Source organism: Granulicella sibirica, assembly GCF_004115155.1.
Taxonomy (GTDB): domain Bacteria; phylum Acidobacteriota; class Terriglobia; order Terriglobales; family Acidobacteriaceae; genus Edaphobacter; species Edaphobacter sibiricus.
Window position 1 is genome coordinate 78,828 of sequence record NZ_RDSM01000005.1, and the last position, 20,577, is coordinate 99,404.

General features: G+C 56.3%; 9 protein-coding genes. 8 read left to right on the forward strand and 1 reads right to left on the reverse strand.

Annotated features, from left to right (window positions below; all coding sequences use genetic code 11):
- Positions 1-10: 10 nt before the first annotated feature.
- The 8 genes from GRAN_RS22935 to GRAN_RS22970 all read left to right on the forward strand — a co-directional run bounded on the left by GRAN_RS22935 (position 11) and on the right by GRAN_RS22970 (position 17,586).
- A complete protein-coding gene (locus tag GRAN_RS22935) occupies positions 11-1,267 on the forward strand; it encodes a cupin domain-containing protein (RefSeq protein ID WP_128915405.1) in 1,257 nt (418 codons plus the stop codon).
- 89 nt (positions 1,268-1,356) lie between these two features.
- Positions 1,357-2,565, forward strand: coding sequence for an L-lactate MFS transporter (locus tag GRAN_RS22940; RefSeq protein ID WP_128915406.1), 1,209 nt, complete (start codon positions 1,357-1,359; stop codon positions 2,563-2,565).
- A gap of 354 nt (positions 2,566-2,919) precedes the next feature.
- Positions 2,920-4,542: a phospholipase C gene (locus GRAN_RS22945; protein WP_241655114.1), complete on the forward strand. Its 1,623-nt coding sequence runs from the start codon at positions 2,920-2,922 to the stop codon at positions 4,540-4,542.
- Positions 4,543-4,980: 438 nt separating this feature from the next.
- Positions 4,981-6,165, forward strand: coding sequence for a multicopper oxidase family protein (locus GRAN_RS22950; protein WP_241655115.1), 1,185 nt, complete (start codon positions 4,981-4,983; stop codon positions 6,163-6,165).
- 804 nt (positions 6,166-6,969) lie between these two features.
- Positions 6,970-10,251, forward strand: a complete 3,282-nt coding sequence (locus GRAN_RS22955) for a TonB-dependent receptor (protein WP_128915408.1) — start codon at positions 6,970-6,972, stop codon at positions 10,249-10,251.
- Positions 10,252-10,533: 282 nt separating this feature from the next.
- Complete coding sequence (locus GRAN_RS22960) at positions 10,534-13,239, forward strand: TonB-dependent receptor (protein ID WP_192898060.1); 2,706 nt, start codon at positions 10,534-10,536, stop codon at positions 13,237-13,239.
- Positions 13,240-13,409: 170 nt separating this feature from the next.
- Positions 13,410-14,933, forward strand: a complete 1,524-nt coding sequence (locus GRAN_RS22965; protein ID WP_128915410.1) for a metallophosphoesterase family protein — start codon at positions 13,410-13,412, stop codon at positions 14,931-14,933.
- A 334-nt stretch (positions 14,934-15,267) separates the two neighbouring features.
- A complete protein-coding gene (locus GRAN_RS22970) occupies positions 15,268-17,586 on the forward strand; it encodes a TonB-dependent receptor (RefSeq protein ID WP_128915411.1) in 2,319 nt (772 codons plus the stop codon).
- 656 nt (positions 17,587-18,242) lie between these two features.
- Here GRAN_RS22970 and GRAN_RS22975 read toward each other — a convergent pair.
- Positions 18,243-20,207 carry a hypothetical protein gene (locus GRAN_RS22975; protein ID WP_128915412.1) on the reverse strand — a complete coding sequence of 655 codons (1,965 nt, stop codon included), beginning with the start codon at positions 20,205-20,207 and terminating at the stop codon, positions 18,243-18,245.
- Positions 20,208-20,577 lie beyond the last annotated feature (370 nt).

The window sequence follows — 20,577 nt, forward strand, 5'->3', positions numbered from 1 at the left end:
TGACCGGACCATGTCAGACAATAACGACCACAACCCACTCAGCCGACGCAAATTTCTTGGAAACTCCTCCGCGGCTTTAGTCGCCATAGCAGGAATGCAGGTCGCCGCAGGGGCGCAAGAGACCACTCCCATTCGTTCCAGGGACCATCACCTGGTCAACGAACTGGAGCCGCAGCCGAAGAACGCCGCACTCGACGCACAGAACCCATCCTCAAACTTCAGCCCCGTAACCGACGCGGGCGGGCAACCACCCTTCAAATATCCCTTCTCGTTTTCACACAAACGTATCGAGGGTGGTGGCTGGACCCGTCAGGTCACCGTACGGGATATGCCCATGTCGAAGAAGATGGCCGGCGTGCAGATGCGCCTCATCAAGGGCGGCGTTCGTGAGTTGCACTGGCATGTTGGTGCTGAGTGGGCGTTTATGATCTCCGGCAGCGCACGCATCACGGCGGTCGATCAAAAGGGCCGGGGTTTCGTCGAGGACATCAACGAGGGAGACCTCTGGATCTTCCCAGGCGGCATCCCGCACTCCATCCAGGGCCTCGGACCAGATGGCGCGATGTTTCTTCTCGTATTCGACGACGGAAACTTCAACGAGTTCGAGACCTTCCTTCTCACCGACTGGCTGCACCACACCATGCCGGAAGTCCTGGCAAAAAACTTCGACGTGCCGGAAAGTACGTTCGCGAAGGTTCCGCCAAAGGAGCTTTTCATCTTCGAGCGCGACCTTCCCCGTCCTCTTGCGGAAGAGAAGAATGCGGTAGCAGCCGGCACGGGCACCGTTCCGAATTCCTTTGCCTTCTTTACCAGCAAGATGGCTCCGACAAAGGTGACCAAAGGCGGCGAGGTCAAGATCGTCGACGTCACGAACTTTCCCGCTTCGAACATCGCTGCGGCGATCGTCACGCTGAAGCCCGGCGGACTACGCGAATTGCACTGGCACCCGAATGAGGATGAGTGGCAGTACTACGTGAAAGGCAGCGGACGCATGACCGTCTTCGCCGCCGGGGGACGTGCCCGCACCATGGACTTCCAGGCGGGTGACGTAGGGTATATCGATCGCTCCGTCCCTCACTTCGTGGAAAATACCGGGACAGAAGATCTCGTCTTCCTCGAAGTCTTCCCCACTCCGAACTACGAAGACATTTCGCTGGCCGAGTGGCTCGCGCATACCCCTTCCCGACTCGTCGACCAGCACCTCGGTACTGGCGAAGATTTCCTCAACAAGATTCAGAAGAAAGAAGCAGTGATCACGCCCCAGTAGATTGAAGATGCAACTTATACTGCGGATGCGCTCTTGAAGGCATCCGCAGTTCTCATCCTTGTGTACGGCAAGAGCGGGAGTCATACGTCATGAAAGTCAATCGTTGGGGGATTGCCCTCGCCGGTATCGTCCTGCAGGTCGTACTCGGATCCGTCTACGCGTGGAGTGTCTTCCGCACGCCACTTACCAGGCAATTTCACTGGACAATCTCTCAAGTCACCCTCACGTTCACCATTTGCATCGTTGTCCTTGGCTTCGCCGCCTTCTTTGGAGGTCTGTGGCTTGCCAAGGCCGGCCCGCGTACCGTTGCCGTAACCGGCGCGTTGCTCTACGGTCTAGGAACATTCCTTGCGAGCTTCTCCGGGAATAGCCTGTGGATCCTGTATGCCACGTACGGCTTGATCGGCGGCATCGGACTCGGATTCGCCTACATTGTCCCCGTCGCTGTCCTCGTCAAGTGGTTTCCGGATCGCCGAGGCTTCATCACTGGTGTTGCCGTGGGAGGCTTCGGTACGGGGGCTCTCATCACGGCTCCGGTTGCGACACACCTCATGGCCAGTTTTGGCGTCCTTCGCACGTTTGCGTTGCTGGGTGTCGCATACGCGGTTCTCGGAGTGGTCGCTTCCCTCTTCATGCGCAACCCGGACAAGGACTGGAAGCCTGAGGGCTGGGTACCATCCGCCGCGCTCAAAGCACAGCGAAACTCAGTTGATCACACGCTGGGCGAGGCGCTCAAAACCTGGCAGTGGTGGGCTCTCTGGGCGATCCTGTTCCTGAACACCAGCGCGGGCATCTCCCTGATCTCGCAGGAGTCCCCTGTCTTCCAGGAGCTAGCTAAGGTCAGCGTCATCGTGGCCGCCGGGATGGTGGGGATCGTCAGCATCGGCAACGCCGTCGGCCGGGTCTTCTGGGCTTGGGTGTCCGACCTGCTGAGTCGCCGCACGACGTTCCTCGTTACGTTTCTCTTGCAAGTAATCCTCTTCTGGTTTCTGCCGGGAGTCGCGGGCGCTACCACGCTCACCGCCGTCACATTCCTTATCCTGATGTGCTACGGCGGCGGCTTCGGGACGATGCCGGCGTTTGCGGCGGACTACTTCGGCTCATCGAACGTAGGCTCCATCTACGGACTGATGCTCACAGCCTGGGGGGCTGCCAGCGCCTTCGGCCCGCTTCTCGTAGCTCACATGCGCCAGACGAGTGGCAACTACCGCAGTGGATTCCATACTCTCGCACTCATCGTATTGGTTGCGACGATCATTCCGCTCGCGATTCGACCTCCCGCAGCCTCATCCAGCTAGCCTTCTGCATCAGTCTCTAGACCAATGAGTGCATACGCTGGAGAGGAGCGCTCTTACAAGCTCTTATCGAGAGTGATCGGCAGATTGAGCGCCGGTCACATGACTGGGAAGCCGCGTCTTATCTCTCCACCATGCCAGGCCGCTGAGCAAATCTGCCCCAGCGTACAGTGTCCGCACGGAAAGCCGTCATGCAATGTGCGCAACAGGCTGCGGGGGCGCAGCGTGCTGGAAAAGCCAGATGTGGAGCCGATAATTTCAAAGCACACATTCCTCCTCCTTCGAGGCGACGCTTTGAGAGAATAGAAGAGTTGCTTGTCACGAAACTCATGACGTATCTCGAGGAGATGTCTTCCCATGAAACGGTTTGAAATGCTGGTCGCTTTCGCACTCCTCCTGGATGGACCTTTGGCTGCGTCTGCGCTTGGTCAAGGGGACCTTCATCGTGCCCAGCAAGCGATCAAGCACGTCGTGGTCATCTTTCAGGAGAATGTTTCGTTCGATCACTATTTCGGAACCTACCCCCATGCGCTCAATCCAGCCGGTGAGCCGAGGTTCGATGCACTCCCTGGTACCCCCGCCATCGACGGCTACACCGACGATCTCCTCAAGAGGAATCCAAATTTTCTGAATGAGGAGAATGAAGCAGGCCGCGCGAACCCCTTCCGGCTGAAGCGAATTCAGGCCGCTACCGCGGATCAGGATCACAGTTATGGCCCTGAACAACAGGCGTTTCACGTCGGCAGGATGGACCTTTTTCCGAAATCGGTGGGCCACCCCGACGGACCTCGCGCACCCGGCGAACATACCGCGACTGCGGCAACCAGCGGGCTGACCATGGGATATTTCGACGGCAATACCGTGACGGCTTACTGGAACTATGCACAACGCTTCGCCATGAGCGACCGTCAATTTGACGTAATCTTCGGTCCATCCACACCGGGTGCCATCAATCTCGCATCCGGCCAGACCAACGGCGCAGTCAATGATCAGAATGCCGAAGGCGGCATCGTGGCGGACGGGAGCGGCGGATTTACGATGATCGCCGATCCCCAACCCTCCGGCGATATATGCTCCAGCACCTCGGACGCCCTTGTCCATATGACGGGAAAGAACATCGGCGACCTGCTGAATGCACACAAGATCTCCTGGGGCTTCTTTCAGGGCGGCTTCGATCTCTCTTCGGTGAACTCCAATGGATCGACAGGATGCCGGCGCAGTTCTCGATCCGAGTGGGCCCAGGTCCTGAAACGCGACTATCTGCCCCATCATGAGCCCTTTCAGTACTACAAATCCACCGCGAACCCAAAGCATATCCGTCCTTCTTCGGCGAATGTCGTAGGAGCAAGTGACGACGGCGGCGCGAATCATCAATACGACGTGCATGACTTCTTCGACGCGGTGAAAGCCGGCAACTTCCCTACGGTCAGCTTTCTCAAGGCGCCCGGGTATGAAGATGGGCACGCAGGCTATTCAAGTCCGCTAGATGAACAGGCGTTTGTAGTCAGCATCTTGAATATGCTGCAGGATCAGAAGGCGTGGAACAACACCGTGGTTGTCATCGCATACGACGACTCGGATGGATGGTATGACCATCGCATGGCTAAGACGATCAATGGCTCTCACACGCAGGCAGATGCGCTCGATAGTCCTGCAAAGTGTGGCGATGGCGACACCGCCCTGCCCGGCGTTGATGCCCACGCCGCTCATGCCCAGGGTCGCTGTGGCCCCGGACCACGTCTTCCCCTGCTCATGATCTCTCCCTGGGCGAAACCCAACTACGTTGATCACACACAAACTGATCAGACTTCTATTCTTCGATTGATTGAAGACCTTTACCTCGGCGGAGAACGTATCGGTGGAGGATCGTTCGATGAGCATTCTGGATCCCTCTTTGGGATGCTGGACTTCAGCAAATCAAGGCCTCAAAACACCCGCCTCCTAATCCTTGATCCAGAGACTGGCACCGCGAAGAAGTAGACCCTGATGAGTTCTTGGAATAGACGAAGAGTGCTTCACGGCATCGGACTAACGTCGGCGGACGTTCTCGTGAAGCGCGCGTTTGGACAGGGAAGCTGGCACGCGGCTCCGCAGGGGGCTGAAACGCCGTCTCACAAACCCACCACCCTGAACGCTATGAAGCTTGAGCCCTTCGTGGATCCCCTCCCTCTTCCAGAGTTGCAGGCTCCGCAAGGCCATCGCAGTGACAAAGCCCTGGGTGCCACGGAGGCGCCCTACTATTCCGTCTCCATCAAGAAGATAAGTGCGAAGCTGCATCGAGACTTGCCTGCTACGGCACTCTGGTCCTACGGAAACTCCGCGGCCCCTATTCTTTGGGAAGCTCGCAAAGACCAGGGAATTCTGATCGACTGGATCAATCACCTGCCTCCAACCCACATCCTTCCGTTGGATTCGCCGATGGCGGGTATGCTCCATGCTCCTGATACACGAACGGTCGCGCATCTCCACGGCGCACGCGTTCCTTCTGTAAGTGATGGATATCCTGAAGACTGGTTTGGTCCGGGAGGACACAAGCTGTGCTTCTATCCAAACCAGCAGAACGCATGTGCGTTGTGGGCCCACGATCATGCCATGGGAGTAAGCCGTTTGAATGTGATCGCGGGGCTCACAGCCTGGTATATCTTGCGGGATGAAGAGGAGGATGCGCTCGGCTTGCCATCCGGGAAATATGAGGTTCCGCTCTTCCTTTACGATCGCAGCTTTACCCCGTCGGGGCAACTCTACTATCCGAATCCGCCCGATGAAGGAGCGTGGGCTCAGGAGTTTCTTGGCGACGCTATGCTCGTCAATGGAAAGATTCAACCGTATCTGCAGGTGGAGCCGCGAAAATATCGCTTTCGCGTCGCCAATACTGCTAATTCACGCTTCTTCTCTCTTGGCCTTTCGAATGGCGGCAGCTTCATCGTCATTGGATCCGATCAGGGACTACTTGGTGAGGCTTTCACGACCTCTCGCCTTGTTCTGGGTCCATCAGAGCGATCAGATATAGTGATTGACTTTAGTGTCTCGCCAGGCAAGCAGATCAACTTGATCAGTGACTCCCTCGAGATAATGCAATTCCGGGTCGGGACGGAAAAGCTAACCGATAGCAGTCGTATCCCGAGCAGGCTTCGTGATATCGACCGCATTCCCGAAAGAGAGTCGATTCGAACACGCTTCATGACGCTCAACGAGTTCGACGGTGACAACGGCGAAGCCACCATGATGCTGCTCAATCGCAAACACTGGAACGATCCCGTCACCGAAATTGTAGGGTTGAATACCACTGAGATCTGGAGCTTTGCGAACCTCACGCAGGATGTCCATCCAATTCACCTCCACCTCGTGCGTTTTCAGGTGCTGGATCGGCAGCCGTTCTCAGTAGAGGACTACTTGAACGACGAATCGATCCGTTACATCGCGCCAAAGCGATCACCCGGGCCACAGGAGATGGGATGGAAGGACGTCGTGCAGTGTCCCCCTGAAACGGTAACGAGAATCATTGTGCGCTTCGGTCCCTACACCGGCCGATACCTATGGCACTGCCACATACTCGAACACGAAGCAAATGACATGATGCGGCCATACCTTGTAGAGAGGTAGGCTATGCCGGTGTCGTAGAACCGAGGCCGCGCTTTGCCCGGTGATTCCGATATCAGGTACGCTCGCGTTTCGCAATTCAGGAGATCAACTCAGGACTAGCTGTACCGCGTTGATTCGGTTACTGCCGTCGGTAGGGAAAGGCTCCGAGCACTCATTGTTCTGCCATGTGACATTGCCGACACCTATCCACCCTGTCGCCACTCCACTTTTGTATTGACACATACATCGGCCTTACATAGTCTTCAACCATCGAAACAACTTGAATGACCACGGTAAGCATACGGTCCAGCAGATATGCTCAGGCTTCGTGACCAGCCTGGGACATGAGCGAATTAAAATTCGCAATTATGCAGTGAGTCGATTCCCGGAGGTTCCCCTGTATCTTCCGATCTTCATGATCTCCTCCTCATCACCGGCTTCGAATTGTCAGTGGGTGGGAATCTTCTTGCCAGACCCACTTACCCGCTCCAGATCCTTTTCCGGCACGAACGGCTATAGATAGTAAGTGCATCTTTGCTTAGGCCTTCGGATAGGCGATGTCGCCTAGGGAACCGGAGATGGGTCTAAGCGCCAAAGAATAGTATCCGTTCCCTACCGCGGCGCACGAAGTTCGCATGCAGGTGCCGAGATTCGGCCGCCAGTGAACCGCATGTTTATTTGGGATGAACCTCTACACCATCCAGAGTCGCAACTTATTTGGCCTAAGCGTACCGCGGTAAACAAGAGTGCTTGCTTTCAAGGTATGTCAGCTTCATTTGAGTTTATAGATCCACTATTCTTGCAACCGTCTAACGGGAGACCATCATGATTGTTGATCGGCGAAGCCCGCCTGCAGGCAGGAGCGTTCTTCACAGCACAATGTCTTTTCTGTGCACCGGCGGTGCCCTGTTACTTTGCATTTTCAGCCTTGCGACGCAGAATCTCTACGCGCAGAACACGACGGCGGACGTAGTCGGCACGGCGACGGATGTCTCTGGTGCCGTGATCGCTGGCGCAAGCGTAGTGCTCACCGACGTTGACACGCAGGAAAAGAGGACCCTCGTCACCAACGATGCGGGTCAATATGCTTTTACCCTTCTCAAGCCAAGCCACTACTCTCTTACGATCACAAGCCAGGGCTTCAAGACAGCCACAATTGCATCCTTCAACCTGTCCGCAGGCGATCGTGCTCGAGAGGATGCGCACCTTGTGATCGGAGGGCAGGACCAGGTCGTCGAAGTAGAGGCGCAGGCTCCCGCGCTGCAGTCCGACTCCTCCGTCATGAGTAACACCGTTACCGAGACAGCCACGCAGGAACTGCCACTCAATGGCCGTAATTTCTACAACCTTGTCCAGATAACGGCGGGGGCGACGGAGGGCCTGAACAACGGCCTGGCCAGCGGTAACCGTCCCGATGACCGCCGCCTGACCTCGTCCGTCTCGGTCAACGGCCAGGCCGATGTAATCAACAACCAACTCATCGATGGCATGGACAATAACGAACGTGTTATCGGTTCGATCGGCGTCCGGCCTGCCGTCGACGCCATCCAGGAAGTCAACATCCAGACCAACACGTTTACGGCGGAGTCGGGACGGTCCGCCGGCGCCATCATTAACGTCATCACGAAGTCGGGCACGAACCAACTCCACGGTACGTTGTACGAGTTTTTCCGCAACACCGTGCTCAATGCGAACCCGTACAAATTCGGACAGGCTATTCCAAAGCCGGCTTACCGTCAGAACCAATACGGTGGAAGCATCGGCGGCCCGATCCTGAAAGACCGCACCTTCTTCTTCGGCGACTATGAAGGTTTCCGCCTGTCCCGTTCGCTCAATCCGACGCAGACCACCGTTCCTACTGCCTTCGAGCGCGCTAGTCCGGGCAACTTTACCGACAATCCCGCTCTCAATACGACCGTCACACCGACCGATAAAGCTGGTCTGGCATACTTCAACCTCTTTCCTCTACCCACCAGCACGGCCTTCACCAACAACTACACAGCTACTCCGTCAAACACGCAGGTTGGCGATACCGTAGATGGGCGCGTCGATCACCGCTTCAGCACAACGGACTTCGGCTTCATCCGCTACACCTTCAACCGGCTCATCACCAACGTTGGAGGTCTGTTCCCGACGGTTACATCTGCGGGCCTCAGCATCTCGCCCGGTGGAAATCTCAGCAGCTATGCCGGTCCGGCCAAGAGTCTCGCCCACCAGGTTCAGTTCAACTACATCCACACGTTCACGCCGAATCTGCTGCTCGAACTCAAGGCAGGCTATACCTTCCTCAACAACCTTCAGAACCCGCTCAACTTCGGCACGGCCCCAAACACCGCCTTCGGCCAGCAGAACATCAATTTCAGTTCGCGGACGAATGAGCTTTCGCCAGTGACCATCAGCCAGGGAGCGACGCTCGGAGGCCACCCTCCCATCGTCTATCTCGAGAACACCTGGCAGTATGTCGGTGCGGTGAGTTGGACGCATGGTAAGCAGACGATCAAACTCGGTGGAGGTGTGATTCGCCGCCAGGACACGACCACCCAGACTGACTCCGCCTCCGGTTCGTGGACCATCGCAAACTTCACCACCCTTCTTACCGGTACGTATACGAGTCTGAGCCGCACCGACATCCTCTTTCAGCCACATAACCGTACATGGGAGCCCCACGCCTATGTGCAGGACGACTGGCATGTCGCCCAGAACCTTACTCTCAACCTGGGCATTCGCTACGATCTCTACACGCCATACACGGATACCAACAACATCCTCTCCAACTTTGATACGGACCAGGGAAAGCTCGTCGTCGCGGGAAGCACCGCCGACGGCCATGGGAACGTTCGTGTCGACTACAGCAACATCGCGCCACGGGTAGGCTTCGCCCTTACCCCGATGCCCAAGACCGTCATCCGCGGTGGTTTCGGGATGAGCTTTGCGCCCGAGAACCTCACGTCCGGCTCGGCGTTGGTCAACCAGCCATTCAACTCCACGATCGGCCCATGCAGCACCACATCGCCCTGCGACCCAAGTCACGTACACTTCGGCGACGGGTTGCCAGTTCCAGTTGCAAATTCAGCGACGAATCCCACAGGCGCTGTGGCAGCCGCTCTCGACACGCACTTCAAGTCCACCTATATCGAGCAGTTCAACCTCACCGTCGAACGCGAGTTCGGCGGCAATGTCGCCACACTCTCTTACGTCGGCGAACTAGGCCGGCGACTCGCCTACTATCTGCCTGATGTCAACCCAGCCATTCCCAATAGCCAGTCGTTCGTCAACCCGAGCGCTGCAACACTCGCCGTTTCCACCTTCAACTACAACACCCTTCGCGCGTTCTACGGCACCTCTCCTGGCATCACCCAAGTACCCTACTTCACGAGCAAAGGAATCTCCTCGTATAACGCGTTGCAAGCCGTGCTCAAACGCCGCTTGACCAAGGGTCTCGACTTCGCCGTCACGTATACCTACGCCCACAATCTCGACGACGCCGAGACGATCAGCAACGACGGAGGCGACGGCTTTGGCTCCGTCCCCTCCCTCGTTCCGCAACTCGAGTACGGCAATGCCAACCTCGACGTGCGGCATCGCGGCACCGGCGCCTTCAACTATACCCTCCCCTTTGGAAATGACCTGACTGGCTATCGCGGGCTCCTGGCTAAGGGCTGGCAGTTCAACGGGCTGGTGGTTCTCAATACTGGCCTTCCTTTCTCCATCACCAACATCGCCAATCGCAGCGGAACCCGTCCCGGTTCGGCGAATACGGATCGCCCGAATCAGATAGCGAATGCGCACCTCGACAATCGAACCGTCACCAGATGGTTCAACACCGCTGCTTACGTCGGACAAGTAGGCGGCACGGTCGGCAACGAGCGTCGTGACCAGGTTTCCGGGCCCGGACTGCAGCGCGTGGATCTTTCGCTATTCAAGATCTTTCCCCTCACGGAACGAGTCAAGATGGAGTTTCGTACCGAAGCCTTCAACGTGATGAACACCGCGCAATTCCCGTTCCCGAACGCCTCACTTGGCAACTCGGCATTTGGCACGATCTCGAGTACTGCAAATGCCTACAACCCGCGTATTCTCCAGTTCGCCGTCCGCTTCAAGTTCTAGTTGACATCGCTGTGAGAAGCGCCGATCAGCGGTGTGCCGGGCGGGATGGCCATCCCGCCCTGGCTAAATGAAGGACCGCTGTCGATGCATACGTGTAAGCCTCACACACGCCATATTCCAAACCTTAAGATTTCTTAAGGATATGTTCAACAACACGTAACACTCCTCTCACGAACGAGACATACGCGGCGGCTAATGTCCGTCTATCGCGTTCTCTGATCTGTCCGTTCCAGGAGGAAGTACTTGTTTTATTCTGCTATTTCGAGAGCTTCGCGTACCATGATGCTTTGCTGGGCATCTTACGCATCTTGTGTTCTGCCGATCCTGTCGGCAAGCCCGCAAGCTGCATTCGCCCAGGCAGCTGGTAACGCAATGATCACAGGCTCGGTGAGTGACAGCAAGGGGGGCTTGCTCCCTAAGGCTACTGTGACCGTCCGAAGCGAGTCCGGAAGCAAAACCCTCGACTTAGCTACCGATTCAACAGGCCACTTTGCGCTAACCGGTCTCCCAGCTGCGACATATGTCATTCAGGCAACGGCACCAGGTTTTGGCGCAACCGCCAAGACCGTTCATGTAGCCGAGAACGCCACACAAGATGTGGCTCTTGCGCTCTCCGTTGGTGATCTCACCCAGCAGGTTACAGTCGAGGCTAACGCCCAAGGTTCAATCGCCGCTGCTCTCGCGCCCATGGACGCGCTCCTCGAAGCCACATCGGCTCGCACCGAGATCACTTCTGCCTTCATCCAGAACTTTACTTCGCCCGTGGCAGACTTCGGTGAAGCGGTCGAAATGGCACCCGGAACCTTCACGACGAATGGCAATGGTGTCGGCCTTGGCCAATCCAGTACCTACTTCCGAGGATTTCCCGATGGCGATTATGATATCGACTTCGATGGCATCCCTTTCTACGATACCAATACACCTTCGCATCACTCCTGGGCTTTCTTCCCTTCCCAGTTCCTGGGCGGCATCGACTTCGACCGCTCGCCGGGCACCGCTTCCACAATTGGGCCCACACCTTTCGGCGGTTCCATACATCTTCTCTCGAAGCCATTCTCCCCTGTACAGAACATCCGCGGTGGCTTCTCCTACGGCTCCTTCAACACTCGCCTCTTCGACGGGGAGTACGACTCAGGCAACTTCGGTCCCGGCCATAAAATGAACGTCAACGTTGATATCCACCATCTCGGATCGGATGGCTATCAGACATTCAACCACCAGACACGCAATGCCGGGGATATCCAGTTCCAGTACCGCCCTTCAGAGAAGACCAGCATCACCGGCTTTTCCGCGGTCATATGGCTCGATGCCAATACTCCAAACTTTAATGCGACGCGCTGCCAGATGTACGGAGCCCAGGCTGGCTATACCTGCACCGGCAGCAACGCACCCTTCGCTGGATCCGGACTCAATTTCCTGCTCACCAATAACAGCGACCCGCTCCTGTACCTCAACAATCAATACAACTACTATCACGTTCCGACCGATTTCGAGTACGTAGGCGTACGGAGCGAACTAGGCAAGGGCTTTACCCTCTCCATCAAGCCTTATACCTACAACTATGACAATAGCGAAAAGTACTCGAACGCCGTTCCAATCACAGATAACTCGGCCCTCGTCGGCACCACGTATGTGCCCCTCGGCGTAAAGATTGCGAATACCTGCAACACGCTGGTCAAGAACAAGTACACCTGTGGAGTGGACAAATATAACAGCTACCGCAAGTACGGGGAGACCTCTGAGTTGAGCCAGGTGTCACGCTTCGGAGTCTTCCGAGCGGGTCTCTGGTACGAGTGGGCCAACACCAACCGGCATCAGTTTCCCGCCGATCCACTGCAGAACTGGCTTGATGCTCCGCTTCCGAACTTCTCCGAGACCTTCGTTACTAACTCCTATCAGCCATTTGCTGAATACCAGTTCCACGTAACACCCAAGCTCACCATTACCCCAGGTATTAAGTTCGCCTACTACACCATCGGCACCAAACAGTATGCCGATAACGGCGGTAAGATCGGCGGTCTCGGTACCAACAACCCAACCTCCTTTATTACGAATGGCGGCAGTTACTTTGCTTCGCTTCCCTCCGGAGATGCTAACTATCGCATACGCGAGAACTGGTCTGTCTATGGACAAGTCGCGACGGGAAGCATTGTCCCTGCATCGGGCACCTTCGATTACACCCAGTCAGCCACCGGTACGCCGGTCGCTACGTTACCCAAGCAGCAGAAGAACCTTACTTATCAAACCGGCTCAGTTCTTAAGCTGAAGCACGTTACCTTTGACGTGGATTACTTCCATATTCATTTTGATAGCGGCTACTCGTCCTTCACACCTCTCGACACTGGGGAGCCCGTCTACTACCTTCAGCCCCCTTCGGTCACGCAGGGCGTCGAGGGTGAAAGCAACCTCTACATTACCCACGGTCTCAGCCTCTATCTGAACGCAAGCTATAACCGCGCACAGTACACGGGGGCGGCCACGGTCTTCTGCAACTCGGCCACTACTTGCCTGTCCTCGACACCACAACTGAACATTCCGACCCCGGCCGGGCAGCGAATTGCCAACGCACCCTCTGATATTGAGACCGAGGGTCTCACCTACCAGCACAAGTCCTGGGATGCAGGCATATTCAATAAACGCGTTGGAACGATGAGCCTGGATAACAGCGGCTATCACAACGCCGGAACGATCGACCCCTTCTCTCTCACGAACCTATTCCTCAACTACACGATCAAAAGCGGATCGCACTTTGATCAGACCAAGATCCGGCTCAGCTTCAACAACCTCTTCGACAGTCACAGCATTACCGGCAACAGTCTTGCGACGAAGGCCACCCCTGTCATCCTCACGGCCAATGGAAACACCTACAACGATCCGTTCAACTCCACCTCACCAGTGACCCCGATCTCTGGTGCTGATGCGGTCTCAATCCTGCCGGGCCGGAGCGTGATGCTGTCGGTAACGTTCGGACTCTCCGCGAAGCGCTAACTGGGAGTCAGTATGGCGTCCCTGATCTGCATGAGCCCAGGGGCGCCATTTTCTCGCGCGATCAGCTCAACTTTCTCGATGGCGGTACAGCTTTCCTACAGAAATCATGCATGGATACAATCCTATTCAGGTCCGCGATGCTGCGAAGAATCTGAGGATATGGGGAAGAGATGTCCAATCGAGAAGCGGTAAGCAATGAGGTGATCGGAGCTCTCCACCAAAGGATATCGTTCGCGCTCGAGATTTTGCTCGTCCTTCTCGTGATGGCATTATCGGGCGCGAAAGACATGTGCGCGCAAGCGAAAGCTGCCCAGGCACCTGGGTCACACATACCGGTCGTCATGCTCAGTGACCTTCACTTCGATCCTTTTCACGATCCGGCGAAAGTGCGCCTGCTTGTAAAAGCGTCGGTGGCAAATTGGGACCATATTCTCGAGGCTCCCGACGATCCTGGACAACAAACTGCATTTGCAACGGTTCAGGGGAAATGCAAGGCTAAAGAAAACTCAGACACACCCTTCGCGCTCCTCAAAAGCAGCCTGCTCGCCGCGAAGGGCCAGGCCCCTGAAGTGGCCTTCGTCACAGTGAGTGGTGACCTCCTTGTTCACGATCTCGACTGTAGATATCGCGCAACGATGGACCTCGAAGCGAGCACAACGGATGACCAATCCGTGTCAGCTGCCTTCGCTGAGAAGACCACGATCTATGTGATAAACAAGATAAAAGCGGCGTTCCCCAGGGTGCCGGTCTACATCGCGCTCGGCAACAACGATTCGCGATGCAACCATAACCGCTTAGATCCACACGACGCCTATCTCAAGGCGTCCGCGTCGGCGGTCGCCGACGGTTGGCGTGGCGTAAGCCCTTCTGAGAAGGCCGCAGCCTTAGGAACGTTCGAGTCGGCAGGCTACTACGCCTTAACGATACCGGCTCCGATAAGCCGAACCCGCCTGCTTGTTGTGAATGACATATACATGATGCCAAAGTACGCGACATGCGACGGAGACGATAACGACACACAGGGTGCGCGGGAACAGACGGCATGGTTGCAGAGCCAGTTGGAGAAGTCTCGGAGAAACGGGGAACGTGTCTGGCTTCTGGGCCATCTCCCACCTGCGGTGAATGCCGATAATCTATCAGCGGAAACTGGCGCTTTCTGTGCAAGCGGCAAAGTCGTTAAGTTCCAGTCAACCGACGATCTTGCGAATGAGATGGCTGCTTACCCTGACATCTTGAAGCTTGGTATTTTCGGCCATACGCACATGGATGAATTGCGTCTGCTGCGAGCTAAGGGCGGGGGAGTTCCGGTGAAGGTTGTCGGATCCGTGTCACCCGTCAGCGGAAACAGACCGTCCTTTGTCGTGGGTTTGGTAGATCTTGCTTCGTCCAAGCTCGTGGACTACACCGTTTACGAGGCCTCGAACTCAACTGGAGTCGGGACGAAGTGGCCGAAAGAATATGCTTTCGACGAAACTTACCACGAGGCCGACTTTTCGGCCGAGTCATTGAGCGATTTAATCAGTCGCTTCCGCGACGATACAACCGCAGCAGGCCAAGAGAGCCGCTCATACGAAGAGTACTACTCAAAGGGATCTACCGCGACGAAGAAGTCCTTCAGTTGGCCGGCCTATGTCTGTGCTTTAGACAATTCGACCGCCGCCGCCTTCAAGGCCTGCGTGTGCCAGGAAAAGTAAGCTCGTTGCAGACTTTTGATTCTTGGTTCGCGAACTGAAAGACGAAGTGCTCGCCAGAGCACGACGCGCGGGCGGCGGCCGTCGCACTCCAGCGGAGAATAGAAAGACCGTTAAACGTCTTGGAGCACTGCGAGTAAAGCCGCTATAGTCTCTAAGTTCGCTCGAGCGTCTCACGCGCCTTCCCATCGATTTGCCTCCGCCAGTTCCGGCCTGGCGGCCCGCTCTTTCTAGATCGGAGGGAAGCTCCGACCCCGTGGAACACTTCTGCGAGGCGACCTCGGAGTCCCCGGTAAAAAAACCCTGAACAAATTCGCGCAAGGCAGAATGTCTAGATATGAGAAAGATTCTTGCCGTGTCCCTTCTACCTGCCCTCGCTGGCGTTGCTTTTGCCCAGGTCAACACAGGTGAGCTTCGCTTTCAGATTACCGATTCGGCCGGCCTCGGCCTGAAGTCCACCATTGAGGTCTCAAGCCTCGGCAATCAGTTCCGAACCACTCTCGAAACCGATGACTTGGGCCGAACGGTCGCTCCAAGGCTTTCTTATGGTGCCTACAATGTCACGATCCGGCACACAGGCTTCGCAAGCGTCTCAAAGACTCTCGAGGTGAGATCGGCGGTACCAGCCGTATACACAGTCAAGCTTGCGGTAGCTCCCGTCGCAACGGTCGTGAACGTCGGGGACGAGGCAACGCTGGTCGACCTGGGTCGTCCATCCTCCGTCATGCAGATCGGCTCAACCGAGATCGAGCAGCGGGTCACTTCGCTTCCCGGCAGATCGGTGCAGGACCTGGTGAACTCGCAGCCAGGCTGGCTTTACGAAGGCAATGCGGTATTGCATCCGCGTGGCTCGGAATACCAGACCCAGTTCGTCATCGATGGCATTCCGCTGACAGATAATCGATCACCAAGCTTCGGCCCGGAGATCGAGGCGGATGACTTGGACTCGATGAGCATTTACACGGCCGGCATTCCGGCAGAGTACGGCCGAAAGATGGGCGGCGTTGTGGAGTTGAATACCAAGCGGAATCTGAATCCGGGGCCGCATGGCGAATTGAGCATCTCGGGCGGGAGCTACGACTCACTGCAAGGCTATGGACAGATTCAGGACACCTGGGACAAGAACACGCTGGGCTTCACAGCTTCGGGAAGCATGTCGGCTCACTACCTGAATCCGGTTGTGCCGGAGAACTACACCAATCGCGGGACGACGGGCGACTTCTCGGTCAGGTACGATCGCGATGTTACGCCGAGCGATCGGCTCGTCCTGTACGTTCGGCATGAGCTGTCCCGGTTCGAGATCCCCAATGAGATGGTGCAGCAGCAAGCGGGGCAGCTTCAGACAGGGGGCAACTTCGAGACGATCGGGACGGCGAGCTATCAGCATACGTTTTCACCGGACAGCATCGGGATGCTTTCAGGAATGGTCCGGGATAACGCGAAGGATCTGTACTCGAACGAGAACTCGACCCCGATGATTGCGTTTCAGCACAACGACTTCCGCGAGGGATACGTCAAAGGGACTTTTTCTTTTCATCACGGGATCCAGGAGATCAAGGCGGGGCTGGAATCGGACACGACCTTCCTGCATGAGAACTTCAACTACACGGTTACCGATCCGACGCGGTTTGATGACAGCACTCCTCGAACGCTCTCGTTTCTCGGACAGAGGCCGGATCTGGAAGAGTCGGCCTTTGTCGAGGACATGATCCGTCTGGGCAAGTGGACAGTGAGCGCAGGGCTCCGCTATGACCATTACCAGTTGTTGCTGAACCAGTTCGCGTTCAGCCCGAGAATCTCCGTAGGGCGCTCCATTCCTTCTCTGAAGATGGTTCTGCACGGATCGTACGACCGGGTGTTTCAAACGCCCTCGTTTGAGAACATCCTGATCTCGAGCTCGCCGCAGATCGATGAGCTGAACGATGATTTCCTCCGGCTCCCCGTCCGACCCTCCCGCGGCAACTACTACGAGGGTGGAATGACGGAGGGCTTCTCCGACAGGCTGCGGATGGATGTGAACTTCTACCGGCGGGACGTCTCGAACTATGCGGATGACGACCAGTTGCTCAACACCGGGGTGAGCTACCCGATCGCGTTTCGCAAGGCGGTGATCTACGGGGCCGAAGGGAAGCTCGAGCTGGTTCGGCTCGGAAAACTCACAGGGTATGTCAGCTACTCGTACATGGTCGGAAACGTGTGGTATCCGGTGACTGGAGGTTTGTTCCTGGGCGACGACGCGGATGTGGCGACCTCGCAGTTGAATGGGCACTTTCCTGATTCGCAGGATCAGCGGAACACGGTGCGGACGCGCTTTCAGTACCAGTTGACAAAGCGTCTGTGGGCGGCTTCGGGGCTAAGCTACGGATCTGGTCTGCCATTCGAGTTTGATGGAGACCCGTCGGATGCGCTGGCACAGTATGGGCCGGCGGTGATCAGCCGGATCAACTTCGATCGGGGCCGCATTCTTCCGCTGCTGTCAGTGAACGCCACGCTTGGGGCGGATGTTTATTCGAGCGACAAGATCAAGATGCGCCTCCAGGCGGACGGGGACAATCTGAACGGGCGCTTGAATGTAATCGACTTCGGCGGGCTATTCTCGGGAAATGCGATCGGACCAGGGCGCAGCTTTGCGCTGCGGCTCAGCACGAGTTTCTGAGATGACGCCCATCGACCGGTAAGCTGGTGCTGCACTTCTTACTGAACGAAAATTACTGGCCGAAAACACGAATTCGTAACCGAAGTCGCATTCTCATTTAGCTCTGGCCCGACATCGTGGCAACAAGATGAGACCTATGTGAAAGCCAGGATCAGATGAAAGTACCTGCTACTTAACTCTTTGTCACCTTCTTCCCACCTCTCATCGCCGAACCAATCATTCACCATGGCGAAATGATGCCGCGGTTCGCAGCGAACCGAAGCCGCGGCCTGCGCAGTGATAATCCCGGTCGGCGCTACCTGGTCCGTGCTTGGCCCAGGCAAAAAAGGTTCTCATCGCTGACCGGACTCGCTGCAAGCCCTGGGGAGATACCGATCTACTCCAAGTTTCTGCTCTCGCCCGCCCCGGCCATTACGAGTATCGCCTTAGTCCTCTTGCTGGTCTTTCCGAACACCCAGGAGATCCTCATTCAACGCGAAAAGGGTGCAAGACGTCACGCCAGTGTTCTTCCAACCTCTTCTGGAAACCAAATGCCATCTGGACGACTAGCCTCATCTTTATTCTGTTCGTTTCGCTCATGCTGATCTCGGAAAGCACATCCTTCTTGTGTTTCCAGTTCTGAGCTTTCGGCAACCTCTCAAGGCCGGCATCCGACCTCAGAGACGCGGGCCCACCTTGAACATAGGTGTGCCAAAGGGAAGAGCCCCAATATCCCCTCCAGCCGTTCCTGTCGCTCTCAAAGGAGAGGAGGGTAGGAGCGTGAAGTTGCTCTTTGCCGAGTTGGTGAAGCCCGGCGCCGCTGTGCAGAAGGAAGTCGCGTCAACTGGTGCGGCAGAGTTTTGCTCTGAGGGCCAGTTACTAAGCGTAGAGCATGTTGCCTGAACGGCTAGCTGCGGGTTATAGATGATCCAGTCCGGTTCATCAAGAAACTGGTTCTCCCATGCATTATTGTGCCAGTCCATGGGAACCGAATAGGACAAGGACGCATGTCGTATATAGATTCCCGCAGCATAATTGATCGCAGTGGAGTTACCGGGATACATCCATCCGGCAGGATAGAACGAAGAAGCCTGAGCGCACACATTGTCATGAACGTGTGTCGCGACAATATTCATCTCCATCGTTAAGCATGAAGCGGCCGTATTGAACACGGTGTTATTGAAGATGTGGATGTCAGAGCTATAAGGATGGCTCGGTCCCTCGACTCCGTTGTTCAGGTCTAATCCATCGTAATAGGCCAGTGTCGGGCTGAAGCCCAGATTCACAATGACATTGTGATCGTAAAGCTGAGCCTGATACGAGGTTGGATCTACATCACTGGTCGAGAAGCCACCACCTTGTACTCCCTGCCCGAGAGCGTCGTGTATGTAGTTGTAGGCAAGCCTGCCACCGGCTATCGCTCCAAAATGGACGTTGCCGTTTGCATTGTCGGTGCACTCGTTGTTATTGACGATTCCTCCTTGATTGAGGAACGTGCCCGTAGTGCTTAGCCCCCCGAGACCATAGCGAATGCAAGTCGAGTTATGACTGCGGCCATAGCTGTATTGAATGACGGGGTAGCTCGAGGTCGTAAGGCCATCGTCGCTCTGCGTCCCGTCCAGACCGGAGAGCGCAAAGTTAGCATGCAAGTCATCAGCTCGCCCATAGTACATGTCGATCAAGCCGGACCGGCTGTCTGAAATAGAATTTCCCCTGACCAGATGAGGATTCGTGTCTCCGGACGCGCGTAACACCACACACGCTTCCATAGACGCTGTTACACCTGGAGCTCCCTGCCAACCCAGGGTGTCGCTGATCGTGTCGCCCGTATTCCAACAGGTGGCGTACGAGATCGCGATATTCTCGTTCGTCCAGTACTGGCCAGCCAGGGTGGAATTTGCATAGGGAAACGACAGTATCCCACTCTTGAGCTGGTGGGCAAACTGGATGTGGTTTACGTTGACATTGTTGACCCCTCGCAGCAGGATCCCGTATGGCCGGTGTGTTGCGTAGAAGGTATGGGTGCTTGGATCGGAGCCGTCGGCCAGATGAACATAGAGCTCGTTCGCCAAAGCCCCATTCTGGGAGGTCGACGCGTAATAAAAGCTGCCGCTGTCTATCCTCCCAAAAAACTGTAGGCCGCTCCCGGATGGCGCCGCGACCATGATCGTCGGGATGGAGCTGCAACCCTGGTTGACGCTATAGGTGATGGCATTCACCGGCACGCCGGAAGTGGCAAGAATCGTACCCGCGACCTGGCACGGAACCCCGTTGAGCGATCCGCCACCAGAGGATGAGAAAGTGAAGGAGTCAGGGTATCCCGTTCCGCCATGCAAAGAGTAGGCGATCGATCCTCCGCCGATGGCCTGCACGTTTTCTATCCCTGTGTTCGTGGGTGCGAAGATCTGGTCAGTGTGGGCCGACGTTGAGCCTGTCGCATAGGGGCTGACCCACGCCCCGGTCAGTCCAGGACTCCCGAGCGTGTTCGTCTGGGTCGAGTTACTGCCATTCATGAAATACAGTCCACCAGACCGGTTATGCACCGAGTCCCACGGCTGGTAGGTCGTCTTCCCACTCGCGTCATAATTCCCCACGAAATTCGGCACCGGTATGAGCTGCGGGGTCTCGGATAGCTTGTCCACGTAGAGCTTTTGCGGAGCAAGGCCGAGTTGCGTGGAGTAGACCCCGTTACCAAGCGATCTCCAAACTAACCCTGTGAGTTGATCAGCTGCGTCGATGATAGGATCCGGACCCAGCGAATACCTTCCAAACGTAATCGGTGCCTCAGCAGTTCCTGAACAGGTAGGAGGGTCGGTTGCAAGGGTAGTAGAGTCATCCGAAGGCACCAAGCTCTCACACCGAATAAAGTCATCCGTGTAAACGTATGAGGCATGGAGCAGGACCTGATCACCCGGTTTGAGAAGCGGGATGATGGAATTAATCTTCCCTATCGTCTTGAAGGCTCTGGAAGGTATCAGGCCATTCCAGGTGTCCCGCCCGAACCTGCTGTCG